This window comes from Streptomyces sp. NPDC058240 (genome assembly GCF_042882135.1).
Lineage (GTDB): Bacteria > Actinomycetota > Actinomycetes > Streptomycetales > Streptomycetaceae > Streptomyces.
In genome coordinates this window covers 102203-119176 of the sequence record NZ_JBHVWT010000018.1, presented here as the reverse complement: position 1 = coordinate 119176, position 16974 = coordinate 102203, and the positions used below count along the sequence as shown (strand labels likewise).

Here is a 16974-nt window from a genome sequence, read left to right as displayed (position 1 = left end):
TCCCTGCTGGGGGACTACGGTCGGGCACTTCTTCAAACTGTGAAAAAACGCCCATATTTAGTTGGAATTCTACTGGCGCGCGAGAAGATCCGCGCTGTCCGGGGCCCCGCGGTCGGCGCGGCGCGGCACTCGGCGTCTTCCCGAGGGGGCGGGGCAGGCTCACTCGTTCGGGAAGACCGGCGGAGGTTTGCGAGACTGTGGCAGTGAGAAGTTCAGCTCCCGCACCGCGGGTCATCACCGTTGTCGGTCCCACTGCAGCCGGAAAGTCCGATCTGGGGGTATTCCTTGCTCAGCAGCTCGACGGCGAAGTGGTCAACGCCGACTCCATGCAGCTCTACCGGGGAATGGACATCGGCACCGCGAAGCTGACGCTCGCCGAACGCGGTTCCGTCCCGCACCACCTGCTGGACATCTGGGACGTCACCGAGGCCGCCAGCGTCGCCGAGTACCAGCGGCTGGCCCGAGCCGAGATCGACCGGCTGCTCGCCGCCGGTCGCACCCCCGTCCTGGTCGGCGGCTCCGGGCTCTATGTGAAGGGCGCCATCGACGCCCTGGAGTTTCCCGGCACGGACCCGGACGTACGGGCCAGGCTGGAGGAGGAACTGGTCGAGCGCGGCTCCGGAGCGCTGCACGCCCGGCTCGCCGCCGCCGACCCCGAAGCGGGCCGGGCCATCCTGCCGAGCAACGGCCGCCGGATCGTCAGGGCCCTCGAAGTCATCGAGATCACCGGCAAGCCCTTCACCGCCAACCTCCCGGGTAACGATGCGGTGTACGACACCGTCCAGATCGGTGTCGACGTGGCCCGCCCCGAGCTCGACGAACGCATCGCCCTGAGGGTCGACCGGATGTGGGCGGCCGGACTCGTCGACGAGGTGCGCGCCCTGGAGGCGCAGGGTCTGCGGGAGGGCCGCACCGCGTCCCGGGCGCTCGGCTACCAGCAGGTGCTTGCCGCGCTGGCCCAGGAATGCACCGAGGACGAGGCACGGGCCGAGACCGTTCGCGCCACCAAGCGATTCGCACGCCGTCAGGACTCGTGGTTCCGCCGCGACCCGCGGGTCCACTGGCTGAGCGGCGCCGCGGAGCACCGCGGGGAACTCCCGCGCCAGGCGCTGGCGTTGGTCGAACGAGCGGTTACAGCCTGATCACGTGATGGCATCGGGAAGCCCTGCCCGTCATTCCGGCGACCTGGAGCGTGCCATCATCGAGCATCGATCGACCAGTGGAGTCCGAGTTGGGAGGGCGCGTGGCGATGGAGGCCGGCCCTCGCGACACTGAACAAGACGCACCGGACGCGCTGCACGGGACAGGCAGTCTGAGCCCCGACGGGCCGGACGAGCTCGAAGCGACCCCCGAGGTCGAGGTCGAGCTGCGGCCCGCGCGCAGGCTGCGGATCTGGCAGCTGGCACCGATCGTCATGCTCGCCGCGGTGGGATCGTTGATGTTCGCCTTCCCGCTGGCCTTCGAGTTCGGCGACGGCGGCGCCGTCGTGGCCATGCTGGGCCTGCTGATCAGCTGCTGCGCGGCCGGCTGGGGCATGATGGCCGCCCGCCGGGTGGGATACACCTGGCCCGGACTGCCGCAGCGGGGTTCGGGCGAGCGGTCCGACTGGCGGGTGATCGCCCTGTACGTCGTCGTCGGCGGCGCACTGGTCGCCCTGGCCGTCTGGCGCGTGGCACGGCTCCGCTGACGGCCGGAGCGGGCCCTTTCCGCAGGTCCTGCCCTCGCGCGGAAGCCGGTGGGGCGGCCCGGGGCGGTCGGTTGTCGGCGCTGTTTCGTACAGTTGCCCTGTGAGCACCTCGCAGATCGCCTTCCTCAAGGGTCACGGCACCGAGAACGACTTCGTGATCGTTCCCGACCCGGACAACGCCATCGACCTGCCCGCGTCCGTCGTCGCCCGGCTCTGCGACCGCCGGGCCGGTATCGGCGGTGACGGGCTGCTGCACGCCGTACGCTCCGCCGCGCACCCCGAGGCGCGGGCCATGGCGGGCGAGGCCGAGTGGTTCATGGACTACCGCAACGCGGACGGTTCGATCGCCGAGATGTGCGGCAACGGAGTGCGGGTCTTCGCCGGGTTCCTGCAGCGCGCCGGACACGTCGAGGAGGGCGACCTCGCCGTCGCGACCCGGGGCGGCGTGAAGAAGGTCCACATCGCCAAGGACGGCGCCATCACGGTCTCCATGGGGCGCGCGCTCCTTCCCGAGGACGGCGTCACGGTCAGCCTCGGCGGTCGCAGCTGGGACGCCCGCAACGTGAACATGGGCAATCCCCACGCGGTCGCCTTCGTCGACGACCTGACGCACGCCGGCGACCTGCTCTCCGTGCCGCCCTACAGCCCCGCAGCCGTCTACCCCGACGGCGTCAACATCGAATTCGTCGTGAACCGCGGACCGCGGCATGTCGCCATGCGGGTCCATGAGCGCGGCTCCGGCGAGACCCGCTCCTGCGGCACGGGCGCCTGCGCCGTGGCCGTCGCCGCGGCCCGCAGGGACGGCGCGGACCCCGCTGAGACCGGCACCCCCGTCACGTACACGGTCGATCTGCCCGGCGGCACCCTTGTGATCACCGAGCGGCCGGACGGCGAGATCGAGATGACCGGACCGGCCGTGATCGTCGCCGAGGGCCTGATCGACTCCGCCTGGCTCGAAACGGAAAGGTCTTAGAGCTTCGCTCGAATGGGTGATCCCTTTCACGCTGGGCGAGAGCCGGACTCCGCCACGTGGTGGGCTCGGTAGCATCAAGCACCGGCCCGGAGGCGCGACCGCACCTCCCCACCGCCGGTCGACGTCGCCGGAGGTGCCCCATGAGTGCAGAGGCCACCAGCCCAGGTGCCCCCATCCGCCGACGGGGCCGCCCCCGGATCGATCTGCGCAGGCTCGGCCGTGTCGCGCTGCTCGGTCCCGTCCCCCGCGACCGGCTGCCCGACGCCATCGGCCATGTCGCCGAGGCCCACCGGGCCCACCATCCGGATGCCGACCTCTCGATCCTGCACCGGGCCTATGTGCTCGCGGAGTCCTCGCACCGCGGCCAGATGCGCAAGAGCGGCGAGCCGTACATCACGCACCCGCTCGCGGTCACGCTGATCCTCGCCCAGCTCGGCGCCGAGACGACGACGCTCACCGCCTCGCTGCTCCACGACACCGTCGAGGACACCGATGTGACCCTCGATCAGGTACGGGACCAGTTCGGCAAAGAGGTCTGCTATCTCGTCGACGGCGTCACCAAGCTCGAAAAGGTCGACTACGGAGCAGCCGCCGAGCCGGAGACCTTCCGCAAGATGCTGGTCGCCACCGGGGACGACGTCCGGGTCATGTCGATCAAGCTCGCCGACCGGCTGCACAACATGCGCACCCTCGGCGTGATGCGGCCCGAGAAACAGGCCAGGATCGCCAAGGTCACCCGCGACGTGCTGATCCCGCTCGCCGAACGGCTCGGCGTGCAGGCCCTCAAGACCGAGCTGGAGGACCTCGTCTTCGCGATCCTCCACCCCGAGGAGTACGAGCGGACCCGCGCGCTCATCGCTGCCGCGTCGGCGCGGTCGGACGGCTCCGGCGCCGCCCCTCAGGACCCGCTCGCGGCCATCGCCGAGAACGTCACGACGGTGCTACGGGAGGCCGGTATCCCCGCCGAAGTCCTCATCAGGCCGCGCCACTTCGTCTCCGTGCACCGGGTCGGCGTCAAACGCGGCGAACTGCGCGGCACCGACTTCGGCCGGCTGCTGGTGCTCGTCGGCGAGGACGCCGACTGCTACGCCGTGCTCGGCGAACTGCATACCTGCTTCACCCCGGTGATCTCCGAGTTCAAGGACTTCATCGCCGCCCCCAAGTTCAACCTGTACCAGTCACTGCACACCGCCGTCGTGGGAGAGGACGGGGCGGTCGCCGAAGTCCTCATCCGTACCCACCGGATGCACAAGGTCGCCGAGGCCGGAGTCATCGCCCTCGGCAATCCGTACGCCGCGGACGGCGGCGCCGGACCCCAGGCCGCCGAACCCGCGGACGGAGAGCGCGCCGACCCCACCCGGCCCGGCTGGCTCTCCCGGCTCCTCGCCTGGCAGCAGTCCGCCCCGGACCCCGACACCTTCTGGACCACGCTCCGCGCCGACCTGGCCCAGGACCGGGAGATCACGGTCTTCCGGACCGACGGCGGCACGCTCGGGCTGCCCGCCGGAGCCAGCTGCGTCGACGCCGCCTACGCGCAGTACGGGAACGAAGCGCATAACTGCATCGGCGCCCGGGTCAACGGCCGGCTGGCCACCCTCGGCACCGTGCTCAGCGACGGCGACACCGTGCAGCTGCTGCTCGCCGAGGACGCCGCCTCCGGCCCCTCGCCCGACTGGCTCGACCACGCCAGGACCCCCGCCGCCCGCATCGCCATCACCGGCTGGCTGGACGCCCACCCGGAGGACACTCGGAGCCCGCACGGCGGCCGGCCCGCGGAAACCGGGCCCGAGCAGCCGTCGCAGGGCCACTCCAGGCCCGGACCGCAGCCACCGGAACCCTCCGGCGCCGGGCTCGCCGCGACCGCCGTGGTGGACCGGCCGGACGCCACCGTACGGCTCGCGGGCTGCTGCACCCCCGTACCACCCGACGCCGTCACCGGATTCGTCGTGCGCGGCGGCGCCGTCACCGTGCACCGGCTGGAGTGTCCCGCCGTCGCCCGGATGCGGTCCGTCGGCCGGGCGCCGGTCGGGGTGAGCTGGGAGGAAGCCACCGACTGCCGGTTCACGCTGGTCGCCGAGTCCTTCGGGCGTCCCCGGCTGCTCGCCGATCTCACCGAGGCGATTGCGACGGCGGACGCGGCGATCATCTCCGCCACCGTCGAACCGCCCAGCGAACAGCGGGTCCGGCACACCTACACCCTTCAGCTCCCCGACGCGGCCGGACTGCCGGCCCTGATGCGCGCCATGCGTGACGTGCCCGGGGTGTACGACGTGAGCCGCGCCCAGCACCCCGTGGCCACCGTCTGACTCCTCCGGTCGGAGCCATCCGCCACAGCGCTCTCATTCGGGTGGTGCGGCGCGCGCCGCACCTGTCCAGCGGGAAGTCGCTGGTAGCGGTAGTTCATGCCGTTCATCTCCCGCCGTCTGCGGGCCGCTCTGCTGGCCACCGCATCGGCCACTCTCGTCGCAGCCACCCTCCCCTCAGCCGTGCCCCTCGGCATCGGCGATCCGCTCTTCCCTCATCTCGGCAACCCCGGGTACGACGTCCGCGCCTACGACATCGGACTGACCTACCACGGCGACAACAGCAAGCCGCTGGACGCCGTCACCAGGATCGACGCGCGGACCACCGAACCGCTCGACCGGATCAACCTCGACTTCACCCGGGGCACCGTCCGCACGGTCGAAGTCAACGGTCTGCGCGCCGACTTCGCGGTCAAGGACGAGGACCTGGTCATCCAGCCACTGGGCCGGCTCCCTGCCGGGGTACCGCTGCACATCACCGTCCACCACACCAGCGACCCCGGCGGAGACCGGGACAGCGGCGGCTGGGTGCGCACCGCCGACGGTCTGGCGATGGCCAATCAGGCCGATGCCGGGCACCGGGTCTTCCCGAGCAACGACCACCCCTCCGACAAGGCGTACTTCACCTTCCGGGTCTCCGCGCCCAAGGACCTGACCGTGGTGGCCAACGGACTGCCCACCGGCACGGCCCGGCACGGCGCCGACACCACCTGGACCTACCGGACCGAACACCCCATGGCCACCGAACTGGCCCAGGTCTCGATCGGGCGCTCCGCCGTCCTGCGCCGGACCGGCCCGCACGGACTGCCGGTACGCGACGTGGTGCCCGGTGCCGACCGCAAGCGCCTCGAACCCTGGCTGAGCAAGACCCCCGCCCAGCTGGAGTGGATGGAACAGCAGGTCGGCCGCTACCCCTTCGAGACGTACGGACTGCTCGTCGCCGCCATCGACACCGGCTTCGAGCTGGAGACCCAGACGCTCTCGCTCTTCGAACGGTCCCTGTTCACCGGGACCGGCTACCCCGAGTGGTACCTCGACTCGATCATGGTGCACGAGCTCGCCCACCAGTGGTTCGGTGACAGCGTCTCCCCGCAGAACTGGTCCGATCTGTGGCTCAACGAGGGACACGCCACCTGGTACGAGGCCCGCTACGCCGAGGAGCACGCCGGCAAGTCCCTGGAACGCCGGATGCGCGAGGCCTACACCAGGTCCGACGGCTGGCGCGCCGCGGGCGGCCCCCCGGCCCACCCCGACGCCCCGGCACCCGGGCAGAAGGTCAGCCTGTTCCGGCCCGTGGTGTACGACGGCAGCGCACTGATCCTCTACGCGCTGCGCCAGGAGATCGGCGCGAGCGCGTTCGACCGGCTGGAGCGGAGCTGGGTGCGGAAGCACCGGGACTCCAACGCCACCACCGAGGACTTCGTCCGGCTGGCGTCCCGGACCGCGGGCCGCGACCTGACCTCGTTCCTCGACGGCTGGCTGTACGGGGAGAAGACCCCGCCGATGCCGGGGCACCCGGACTGGCACAGCACCGCGCCCGCCGGACAGCGGTAAACCCGGGTGACTGGTGCGGCGGACCATGCCACTATCGACGAGTCGCCGCGGCGGCCGGACCGGAGATTCCCGACAGCGGGAATCATCGGAAGGGGTCACGCGTTGTGACTGATGTAACGGACTTCCAACGACGTAAGGATCCAATGACCTCCTCTTCTTCCCTTCCCCAGGACGCGCAGGATGCGCAGAGCGCTACGGAGAATGTCACCGAAAGCCTCACCGAGAGCCTTCGGGCCGACGCCCTGATGGAAGAGGACGTCGCCTGGAGCCACGAGATCGACGGAGAGCGGGACGGCGAACAGCTCGACCGCTCCGAGCGCGCCGCCCTGAGGCGTGTGGCCGGACTCTCCACCGAGCTCGAAGATGTCACCGAGGTCGAGTACCGACAGCTGCGCCTGGAGCGCGTGGTGCTGGTCGGCGTCTGGACGTCGGGGACCGTGCGTGACGCGGAGAATTCCCTCGCGGAGCTGGCCGCGCTGGCGGAGACGGCGGGCGCCCAGGTGCTCGACGCGGTCTTCCAGCGCCGCGACAAGCCGGACCCGGCCACCTACATCGGTTCGGGCAAGGCGCTGGAGCTGCGCGACATCGTCCTCGAATCAGGGGCCGACACCGTCGTCTGCGACGGTGAGCTCAGCCCCGGCCAGCTGATCCACCTGGAAGACGTCGTCAAGGTCAAGGTGGTCGACCGGACCGCCTTGATCCTCGACATCTTCGCCCAGCACGCCAAGTCCCGAGAGGGCAAGGCACAGGTCTCGCTGGCACAGATGCAGTACATGCTGCCGCGGCTGCGTGGCTGGGGTCAGTCGCTCTCCCGTCAGATGGGCGGCGGCGGTTCCAGCGGCGGTGGCGGCATGGCCACCCGTGGTCCCGGTGAGACCAAGATCGAGACGGACCGGCGCCGGATCCGCGAGAAGATGGCGAAGATGCGCCGGGAAATCGCGGAGATGAAGACGGGCCGCGAGATCAAGCGCCAGGAGCGCAAGCGCAACAAGGTGCCGTCGGTCGCCATCGCCGGCTACACCAACGCGGGCAAGTCCTCGCTGCTCAACCGGCTCACCGGTGCGGGCGTCCTGGTGGAGAACGCGCTGTTCGCCACCCTGGACCCGACCGTGCGCCGGGCCGAGACGCCGAGCGGTCGGCTCTACACGCTGGCCGACACCGTCGGGTTCGTACGGCATCTGCCGCACCACCTCGTCGAGGCGTTCCGTTCCACGATGGAGGAGGTCGGCGAATCCGACCTGATCCTGCACGTGGTGGACGGCTCCCACCCGGTGCCGGAGGAGCAGCTCGCCGCGGTGCGCGAGGTGATCCGCGAAGTGGGTGCGGTGAACGTGCCCGAGATCGTGGTGATCAACAAGGCGGACGCGGCCGATCCGCTGGTGCTCCAGCGACTGCTGCGCATCGAGAAGCACGCGATCGCCGTCTCGGCGCGCACCGGCGCCGGTATCGAGGAGCTGCTCGCGCTCATCGACACCGAGCTGCCGCGGCCGGCGGTCGAGATCGAGGCGCTCGTGCCGTACATCCAGGGTGGACTCGTCTCCCGGGTGCATGCCGAGGGTGAGGTGATCTCCGAGGAGCACACGTCGGAGGGCACCCTGCTCAAGGCGCGGGTGCACGAGGAGTTGGCGGCCGAGCTCTCCTCGTTCGTCCCCGTGGCGCACTGACCGCGACGCGATACGGCCCGGCAACGACCCGAAGGCCCGCCCCGACCAGGGGCGGGCCTTCGGGTCGTCATCGGGTGCCGGTGGCCGTCAGTGGCCGGCGAACTTCTCGCTCATGGTGGTGAAGACGTCCTTCGCGCCCGGACCCAGGTGGGGACCGGCGAGCCAGCCCGAAGTCACCGGTCCGATGGAGGTGTTGGAGACCAGCACGGACTTGCCGTCGCTGCCCTTCGTGAACCATCCACCGCCGGACGACCCACCGGTCATGGTGCAGCCGATGCGGTACATCGCCGGAGTGCTCGGGCTGATGGACAGTCGCCCGGGGCGATCGACGCACTTGTGCATGATCAAGCCGTCGTACGGGGGAGCGGCGGGGTATCCCCAGGCGCCCATGGCATCGATCCGTGAGATCTCGGGAGCGTCGAAGTCGACCGACAGGGCGTTGCCCACGGTCTCCTCCAGGGACTTGGTGCCCTTCTCCGGCTTCACGTGCAGCACCGCGTAGTCATAGGGAGCGCCCTCGCCCCCGGTGGGGCCGCCGTCGGCGAGCCACTCCCCGGACGTCGTCGCCCAGTCCGCCCAGTACGCGCCGTACGGGGCGATCTCCTGGGGCTGCGCGTTCTCCAGGGCCGCGGCGGACTTGCCCTTGTCGTTGTACGCGGGCACGAAGACGATGTTGCGGTACCAGCCGCCCTTCGAGCCGGCGTGCACGCAGTGGCCCGCGGTCCACACCAGGTTGGACCGGCCCGGGTTCCCCGGATCCTTGACGATCGTGCCCGAGCAGACCATCGAGCCCTCGGGGGAGTCGAAGAACACCTTGCCGACCGGGGCCGCGTAGCTGTGGTACGGAGTCTTCTCACGCTCGGCCCGCACCGGAGCGGGCTCCGGGTCGGTGACGCCCCGGTCGCCGGAGACGTCGCCGGCCGCCATGGTCTTCGCCGGGTCCTTGGCCGACTCCATCCGGTCGGGCTTCCACAGCCCCCCGCCACGGCGGCACGGCCCGCACGGGACGCGGCGGGCCGGCGGCGCGGCACGACGGAAAGGGCCCCCGGCGCGCAACTGCCGCGCCAGGGGCCCCTGATGTGCCGTCACCGTCACCGCCACCGGGACCGGGCCGGGTGACGGTCCGTCGTCACTGTCCCGCGTACTTCTTGCTGACCGACTCGTAGACGCCCTTGGCCTCCTTGCCGAACCGCGGCCCGGCCAGCCAGCCCGCGGTCACCGGCCCGATGGAGGTGTTCGAGACCAGCGCGGGCTTGCCGTCCTGTCCCGCCGCGACCCAGCCACCGCCCGAGGCGCCGCCGGTCATGGTGCAGCCGATGCGGTACATCGTCGGGTCCTGTGCGGTCAGCGAGAGCCGGCCCGGCTTGTCCGCGCACTGGAACGCCTTCTGGCCGTCGTACGGCGGAGCGGCCGGGAAGCCGGTCGCCGTCATGCTGTCGATCTTCGGCACGGCCGGGGCGTTGAACTCGACGGGCAGCGCGGAACCGACCGTCTCCTCCAGGGACTTGCCCGTCGAGCCCTTCTCCGGCGTCACGTGCAGCACCGCGAAGTCGTAGGGTGCGCCCAGTCCGCCCATCGAGGAACCCTGCGAGATCCACTGGTCGGACGTCTGCGCCCAAGTGCCCCACCACACGCCGTAGGGGGCGATCTCCTGCTTGGTCGCCTTCTTCAGCGCGGCCAGGGAAAGGCCCTGGTTGTTGTACGAGGGCACGAAGGCGATGTTGCGGTACCAGCCGCCCTTCTTGCCCGCGTGCACACAGTGCCCGGCGGTCCACACCAGGTTGGACTTCCCGGGGTGCGCCGGGTCCTTCACCACGGTCGCGGAACAGACCATGGAGCCCTCGGGGCTGTCGAAGAGCAGCTTCCCGGACTCTGCGGCGTTGGCGTGGTACGGCGTCCGGACGCCCGCGGCCTGGACCGGCGCGGGCGTCGGGTCCGTCACGCCCACGTCACCCGAGATGTCGTTGTCGACCGGCTTCTCGGGCGACTTGTCGGCATCCCGCATCCGGTCCGGGTCCCAGAGGTCCTCGATGATCGGGTTGACGAAGTCCTTGGCCTCGCGCAGCCACTTGTCCTTGTCCCAGTTCTTCCACTCGCCGTTCTTCCACTGGTCGAGGTCGATCCCGTGTGCCTTGAGCCGGTCCTTCAGATCGTCAGGAATCGTGATCTTGCCGTCCGAGGACTGGCCGGCGGGAACGCTCGGCTTGTCACTCGCGTTGTCCTCCTCGGGCCCGCAGGCGGTGGCGCCGAGCGCGAGGACCGCGGTGACCGCGGCCACCGCGAGCACCGACGAGGGCCGGCGGCGTGCCCTCCCCTGACGTGCGGCGAGAACCGGTCGAATGAGTCGCATGTGGTGATCCCCCTGGGACTTCGTAACTCAACACTTCTGTACTGCACTGCGGTACTGCTCCGAGCCACCTGCTCCGAACACCCTGTGGACTTTCGGACAACTGTCCTGGATCCTGTGCGGCCCCCACTATGCCGGTGCCGATGGGGACGGTGAGCGGCAGGGCCGTGGTTCCGCCTCCGCAAGGATCTTCCGATTTACCCGTGATCCGTCGCACCCGGCGTCGTTGGTACGTGCGTGGGACCCGGGGAAAGCGTTCATCCCCGTACTCCATCCGTGCGTCGACGTACTGATGTGCAACGCAACCGTTACAGCGGGAGGACCAACAGCCGTGGCCGTGACCGAACCAGCCCCGGTGGCAGCACCGACGGTGCACGAGGGGATCCTGCGCCGCCAGTCCCTGCGCGAATCCGCCGCCCGTACCTACGCGCGTTCACTGCCGATCGTGCCGGTCCGGGCCCGTGGGCTGACCATCGAGGGCGCGGACGGACGGCGGTATCTCGACTGCCTCTCCGGAGCCGGCACCCTGGCGCTCGGACACAACCACCCCGTCGTCCTGGAGGCGATCAAGAAGGTCCTCGACTCGGGTGCCCCGCTGCATGTGCTCGACCTCGCCACCCCGGTCAAGGACGCCTTCACCACGGAGCTGTTCGCCACCCTGCCGCGGCAGTTCGCCGACAACGCCCGGATCCAGTTCTGCGGACCGGCGGGCACGGACGCGGTCGAGGCGGCGTTCAAGCTGGTCCGCGGCGCGACCGGCCGCAGCGGCCTCCTCGCCTTCACCGGCGCCTACCACGGGATGACGGCAGGAGCCCTCGCCGCCTCGGGCGGCGCCGAGGACGTACGGGTGACCAGGCTGCCCTTCCCGCGGAACTACCGCTGCCCCTTCGGCGTCGGCGGTGAGCGCGGCGCGGAGATCGCCGCCCGGTGGACCGAGAACCTCCTGGACGATCCCAAGGGTGGCACACCCGCGCCGGCCGGGATGATCCTCGAACCGGTGCAGGGGGAGGGCGGTGTGAACCCCGCCCCCGACGGCTGGATGCGCCGGATGCGCGAGATCACCGAGGCCCGCTCCGTCCCCCTGATCGCCGACGAGGTCCAGACGGGCGTCGGTCGCACCGGTGCCTTCTGGGCGGTCGAGCATAGCGGGATCGTGCCCGATGTGATGGTGCTCTCCAAGGCGATCGGCGGTTCCCTCCCGCTCGCCGTGATCGTCTACCGCTCCGAACTCGACACCTGGCAGCCGGGCGCCCACGCCGGCACCTTCCGGGGCAACCAGCTTGCGATGGCGGCGGGCACGGCCACCCTCGCCTTCGTGCGGGAGAACCACCTCGCCGAGCGCGCCGCGACCCTCGGCGCCCGCATGCTCGCCCGCCTCCAGGCGCTGGCCACCGACCACCCCACCATCGGCGACGTACGCGGACGCGGCCTGATGATCGGGGTCGAGCTGGTCGACCCGGAAGCCGCCCCGCCCGGCGACAGCCCCGAGCCGCCGCCCGCCCCCGCCCCCGCCCTCGCCGCAGCCGTCCAGCAGGAGTGCCTGCGCCGCGGGCTCATCGTCGAACTCGGCGGACGCCACTCCACCGTCGTACGCCTCCTCCCTCCCCTCACACTCACCGACGAACAGGCAACAGCGGTCGTGGACCGCCTCGCCGACGCCCTGGCAGCCGCCGAGCGGCTGCCGCACCGCCGGATCACGACCGGGTCGATCCGCTGACCCCGGACACCCTCACGAGAAAGACCGCCGTGAACCCCACCCCCGCGCCCCAGGCCGACGGCTCTCCCCCCACCCAGCAGCTAGGACAGGCCGGGTTCACCGGCCACCTCGTCGCCGAGCAGTCCACCGTGCCGCGCCAGATGACGGCACCGCCCGACGAGTGGTGCACCCCGAAGTCCGCGCTCACCACCGGGGCACCGGCCGACCCGCTCGACCACCCGGACCCGCTGCGGGCCGCCGACACGGCGGGCGCGGAGAATCTGCTGCGCTGCTGGGTCCGGGAAACCGACCTGCCCGAGCCGGACGGGCACACACTCCGCATCCCCCTTCCCGCCAGCGGAACGGCCCTGCTCGTCCCCGTCCTCCACTGGTCGGCCACCGGCTGGCACCGTTTCGGCCCGCCCGCCCTGGAGGGGGCACCCGAAGGAGCACCCCCCGCCGACGCCGTCACGATCGCCGCTCTCCTGGGCCGCGAGACCGACCGCGACCCGGGGGCCGACATGGTGGCCCGGGTGGCCGACTCGGTACGGCGAACCGCCGGCTTCATCGCCGAGCGGCGCCGCACTCCCCACGCGCCGGCCGAGGCGGACCTCTTCCTCACCGCGGAGCAGTCGCTTCTGCTCGGGCACCCGCTCCACCCCACCCCCAAGAGCCGAGAAGGGCTCTCCGACGCCGAATCCCGCCTCTACTCGCCCGAGTCGCACGGCTCCTTCCCTCTGAACTGGATGGCCGTCGACCGGTCCGTACTGGCCACCGACTCCGCCTGGACCGACGGAGGCCGTCCCGTGCCGGCCACGGAGCTGGTCGCCCGCCATGCCGAGGGGCTGCGCCTCCCCGACAACACCGCACCGATTCCGCTCCACCCCTGGCAGGCCCGCGAACTCGCCCACCGCCCCGAGGTGGCCGCCCTGCTCGACGCCGGGCTCCTCCACGACCTGGGACCGCACGGCAGGCGCTGGCACCCCACCTCCTCCGTCCGTACCGTGCACCGGCCCGGTGCCGAGGTCATGCTCAAGCTCTCCCTCGGCGTACGCATCACCAACTCCCGCCGGGAGAACCTCCGCAAGGAACTGCACCGCGGAGTGGAGGTCCACCGGCTGCTCCGCAGCGGGCTCGCCACACAGTGGCACGCCGCCCATCCGGGCTTCGACATCGTCCGCGACCCCGCCTGGCTCGCCGTGGACGGCCCGGACGGCGAACCCGTCCAGGGCCTCGACGTGATGCTTCGCCACAACCCGTTCGGGCCGCACGACGACGCGGTCTGCATCGCGGCCCTGACCGCCCCGCGCCCATGGCCGGGCAGGACGGGCATGCACTCGCGCCTCGCCGAGATCGTCCACTCCCTGGCCGCCGTCACCGGACGAACCGTGCGCGCGGTCGCGGCCGAGTGGTTCCTGCGCTACCTGCACCGCGTCGTGGGCCCGGTGCTCTGGCTCGACGGCCACGCAGGCGTGGCCCTCGAAGCACACCAGCAGAACACCCTGGTGCTGCTCGACCCCGAGGGATGGCCGGTCGGCGGCCGATACCGCGACAACCAGGGCTACTACTTCCGCGAGTCCCACCGCGCGGCGCTGGAGCACAGGCTCCCCGGCATCGGATCGGCCAGCGACACCTTCGTCTCCGACGCGGTCACCGACGAACGCTTCGCCTACTACCTCGGCATCAACCATGTGTTCGGCCTGATCGGGGCGTTCGGCGCCCAGCGTCTCGCCGGCGAACGCGTACTCATCGCGGCCTTCCGCCGATTCCTCGGCTCGGCCGCCGCCCTGGGCTCCCCGCTCCCCGCGCATCTGCTGGAAAAGCCCGAGCTGCGGTGCAAGGCCAACCTGCTGACCCGGATGCACGGCCTGGACGAACTCGTCGGCCCCGTCGACACCCAGTCCGTCTACGTCACCATTGCCAACCCGCTGTACGCCTGAGGGAACATCACCACCGCCTGAACCGCCGAGAGGAGAGCGACACCGTGGCTCCCGCCGATGCGCACACCGACGCCGTTACCGGTCCTGCCCCACCGGCCGACACAGGTGCCGAGGACACCCTGGACCTGGAGCTCTCCGGGGAACTCCTCGCCCTGTTCGGGGAAGACCCCCCGGGCACCACGGGCATCACGGGCGACGCGGGCCGGGCAGCGGGTACGCAGCCGACGGCGAGCAGGGCGGCCTCCTCCGACCTGCTCGACCATCCGGCCGACTGGGGACCGGTCACCACCCCGGCCGGAGTCCTCCAACTCGTCCCGGTGCGGCTGGAACGTGATCTCGCCGTACTGAGCCGCTGGATGAACGACCCCGCCGTCGCGGCCTTCTGGGAACTCGCCGGACCCGAAGCCGTCACAGCCGCCCATCTGCGTACTCAACTCGACGGTGACGGACGCAGCGTCCCCTGCCTCGGCGTGCTGGCGGGCACTCCCATGAGCTACTGGGAGATCTACCGCGCGGATCTCGACCCGCTGGCACGCCACTACCCGGCCCGTCCGCACGACACCGGCATCCACCTGCTCATCGGTGGTGTGAACAACCGCGGGCACGGCGTCGGAACCACTCTGCTCCGGGCCGTCGCCGATCTCGTACTCGACAATCGCCCCCGGTGCGCGCGGGTGGTCGCGGAACCCGATCTGCGTAACACCCCGTCCGTCTCCGCCTTTCTGAGTGCCGGCTTCCGCTTCTCCGCGGAACTCGAACTCCCCGACAAACGAGCCGCCCTGATGGTCCGCGACCGAACTCATCGTGCCCAGCTGTGAACGAACCGCTGCACAACTCGCACCGCTCGAAACCCATCGGTTCCATCCCGAGGAGTCCCCGTGCCGAAATATCCCGCGAGCCATGATTCGGCGCAGTCCGCCGAGCTGCTCAGCACGCCAGAACTGAACCGGACGGTCTGGGACGGAGCCGCCGCCCGACTGCTCGCGAAGATGCTCGGTCAATTCGCCTACGAGAAAGTCATCGAGCCGGCCGCGCAGGCAGGCGGCGATACGTACACCCTCGGCCTCGACGACGGCGGAACCCTCGGCTTCAGGGCCCGGCGGGGCGTGTACGGAAGCTGGCACATCGCCCCGGACTCGATCCTGGAGACGCCCGGGAACCCCCCCGGGACGCCGGCCGGCGCGGGGCCCGACGGCGACCGGGGCCCCGCCACCGAGCCGCCCGGCGACCGGGGCACCGACCCCGTCCCCTTCCGCGATCCGCTCCAGTTCCTCGTGCGCGCCCGCCGGCTCCTCGACATCGACGGCGCCACCCTCGGCCACCTCATCCGTGAGATCACCACCACCCTCACCGCCGACGCCCGGCTCGACCACACCGCCCTCACCGCGGCCCGACTGGCCGACCTCGACTACGCCGAGCTGGAAGGGCACCAGACCGGCCACCCCTGGCTCGTCGCCAACAAGGGCCGCCTCGGCTTCTCCGCCACCGACGCCTCGCGCTACACCCCCGAGGCCCGCACGCCCCTCACGCTGCCGTGGATCGCGGTCTCCACGAGGATCGCCGCCTACCGCGGAGTGGCCGGCCTGGCCGGACCGGAGCAGCTGTACGCACAGGAACTCGACCCGTCGGTCCGTGATTCCTTCGCCGCCGTGCTCCGTACCCGCGGCCTCGATGCCGACAGCTACCTCTTCCTTCCCGTACACCCCTGGCAGTGGGACGAATGGATCGTGCCGGTCTTCGCCCCCGCCATCGCCGCCGGTGACATCGTTCCGCTGCACGCCGACGCGGACCTCAGGCTGGCTCAGCAGTCCATCCGCACCTTCAGCAACGTGGCCCGCCCCGACCGGCACACCGTCAAACTGCCCCTGTCGATCCTCAACACACTGGTCTGGCGAGGACTGCCGACCGAACGCACCCTCGCGGCCCCCGCCGTCACCACCTGGGTCCACGGCCTGCGCGACGGGGACGCCTTTCTGCGTGACACCTGCGGGGTCATCCTGCTCGGCGAGGTGGCCTCGGTGGCGGTCGAGCACCCGCTCTACGACCACCTTCCCGAGGCCCCGTACCAGTTCAAGGAGATCCTCGGTGCGATCTGGCGCGAACCCCTCCAGCCCCGGCTCGCGGCCGGCGAGCGGGCCCGGACCCTTGCCTCGCTGCTCCACACCGATCCGCAGGGCCGCGCCTTCACCGCCGAGCTCGTCGCCCGCTCCGGGCTGACGCCCACCGCCTGGCTGACCCGCCTCTTCGCCGCCCTGCTGCCGCCGCTGCTGCACTTCCTCTACCGCTACGGCACGGTGTTCTCCCCGCACGGCGAGAACGCCATCGTGGTCTTCGACGACCAGGACGTACCGGTGCGACTGGCGATCAAGGACTTCGTCGACGACGTGAACATCAGCGTCCGGCCGCTGCCGGAGCACGAGTCGATGCCCGAGGACGTACGCCGCACCCTGCTCACCGAGGAGCCCTCCTTCCTCACCCAGTTCATCCACTCCGGACTGTTCATCGGCGTGTTCCGCTTCCTGTCCCCGCTGTGCGAGGAACAGCTGGGGGTTCCGGAGGCCGATTTCTGGTCACTCGTGCGGGCCGAGATCCTGCGCCACCACGCCCGCTTCCCGGAGCTCAAGGAGCGGTTCGAGATGTTCGACCTGCTGACACCCCGCATCGAACGCCTCTGTCTGAACCGCAACCGCCTGCATGTCGACGGATACCGGGACCGCCCCCAGCGCCCGCACGCGGCCATCCACGGGACCGTTCCCAACCCGCTCCACCCCTCCGCCGGAGTCCGGGAGTGACCGGTGTTGTCAGTGGCG

Annotated in this window: 11 protein-coding genes and 1 pseudogene; 10 read left to right on the top strand and 2 right to left on the bottom strand. The window is 71.0% G+C overall.

Annotated features, from left to right (window positions below):
- The first annotated feature begins 203 nt into the window (after window positions 1-203).
- The 6 genes from miaA to hflX all read left to right on the top strand — a co-directional run bounded on the left by miaA (window position 204) and on the right by hflX (window position 8181).
- The gene (miaA, locus tag ACFVX4_RS25775) at window positions 204-1142 is read left to right on the top strand and encodes a tRNA (adenosine(37)-N6)-dimethylallyltransferase MiaA (protein ID WP_389981245.1); all 939 of its coding nucleotides are present in this window, start codon (window positions 204-206) and stop codon (window positions 1140-1142) included.
- 107 nt (window positions 1143-1249) lie between these two features.
- Window positions 1250-1687, top strand: a complete 438-nt coding sequence (locus ACFVX4_RS25770) for a hypothetical protein (protein ID WP_266431329.1) — start codon at window positions 1250-1252, stop codon at window positions 1685-1687.
- A 100-nt stretch (window positions 1688-1787) separates the two neighbouring features.
- A complete protein-coding gene (gene dapF / locus ACFVX4_RS25765) occupies window positions 1788-2660 on the top strand; it encodes a diaminopimelate epimerase (RefSeq protein ID WP_389981243.1) in 873 nt (290 codons plus the stop codon).
- Window positions 2661-2800: 140 nt separating this feature from the next.
- The gene (locus ACFVX4_RS25760; protein ID WP_389981241.1) at window positions 2801-4966 is read left to right on the top strand and encodes a RelA/SpoT family protein; all 2166 of its coding nucleotides are present in this window, start codon (window positions 2801-2803) and stop codon (window positions 4964-4966) included.
- A 96-nt stretch (window positions 4967-5062) separates the two neighbouring features.
- Window positions 5063-6517: a M1 family metallopeptidase gene (locus tag ACFVX4_RS25755; RefSeq protein ID WP_389981239.1), complete on the top strand. Its 1455-nt coding sequence runs from the start codon at window positions 5063-5065 to the stop codon at window positions 6515-6517.
- 143 nt (window positions 6518-6660) lie between these two features.
- Window positions 6661-8181 carry a GTPase HflX gene (hflX, locus tag ACFVX4_RS25750; RefSeq protein WP_389981237.1) on the top strand — a complete coding sequence of 507 codons (1521 nt, stop codon included), beginning with the start codon at window positions 6661-6663 and terminating at the stop codon, window positions 8179-8181.
- 87 nt (window positions 8182-8268) lie between these two features.
- On the opposite strand, the pseudogene ACFVX4_RS25745 reads toward hflX, so the two are convergent.
- Window positions 8269-9159: pseudogene (locus tag ACFVX4_RS25745) on the bottom strand (trypsin-like serine peptidase); the annotation flags it as partial.
- A 151-nt stretch (window positions 9160-9310) separates the two neighbouring features.
- Window positions 9311-10531 (bottom strand): trypsin-like serine peptidase, encoded by a 1221-nt coding sequence (locus tag ACFVX4_RS25740; protein WP_389981235.1) that lies wholly within the window; start codon window positions 10529-10531, stop codon window positions 9311-9313.
- Between the two features lie 328 nt (window positions 10532-10859).
- On the opposite strand from ACFVX4_RS25740, the gene ACFVX4_RS25735 reads away from it, so the two are divergent.
- Genes ACFVX4_RS25735 through ACFVX4_RS25720 form a run of 4 tightly spaced genes read left to right on the top strand, consistent with a single transcriptional unit; the run spans window position 10860 to window position 16956 of the window.
- Window positions 10860-12245, top strand: a complete 1386-nt coding sequence (locus ACFVX4_RS25735; RefSeq protein ID WP_389981233.1) for a diaminobutyrate--2-oxoglutarate transaminase family protein — start codon at window positions 10860-10862, stop codon at window positions 12243-12245.
- A 29-nt stretch (window positions 12246-12274) separates the two neighbouring features.
- Window positions 12275-14164 carry an IucA/IucC family protein gene (locus tag ACFVX4_RS25730; RefSeq protein WP_389981231.1) on the top strand — a complete coding sequence of 630 codons (1890 nt, stop codon included), beginning with the start codon at window positions 12275-12277 and terminating at the stop codon, window positions 14162-14164.
- Window positions 14165-14208: 44 nt separating this feature from the next.
- Window positions 14209-14982, top strand: a complete 774-nt coding sequence (locus ACFVX4_RS25725; RefSeq protein ID WP_389981229.1) for a GNAT family N-acetyltransferase — start codon at window positions 14209-14211, stop codon at window positions 14980-14982.
- Window positions 14983-15042: 60 nt separating this feature from the next.
- Window positions 15043-16956, top strand: coding sequence for an IucA/IucC family protein (locus ACFVX4_RS25720; protein WP_389981227.1), 1914 nt, complete (start codon window positions 15043-15045; stop codon window positions 16954-16956).
- Window positions 16957-16974 lie beyond the last annotated feature (18 nt).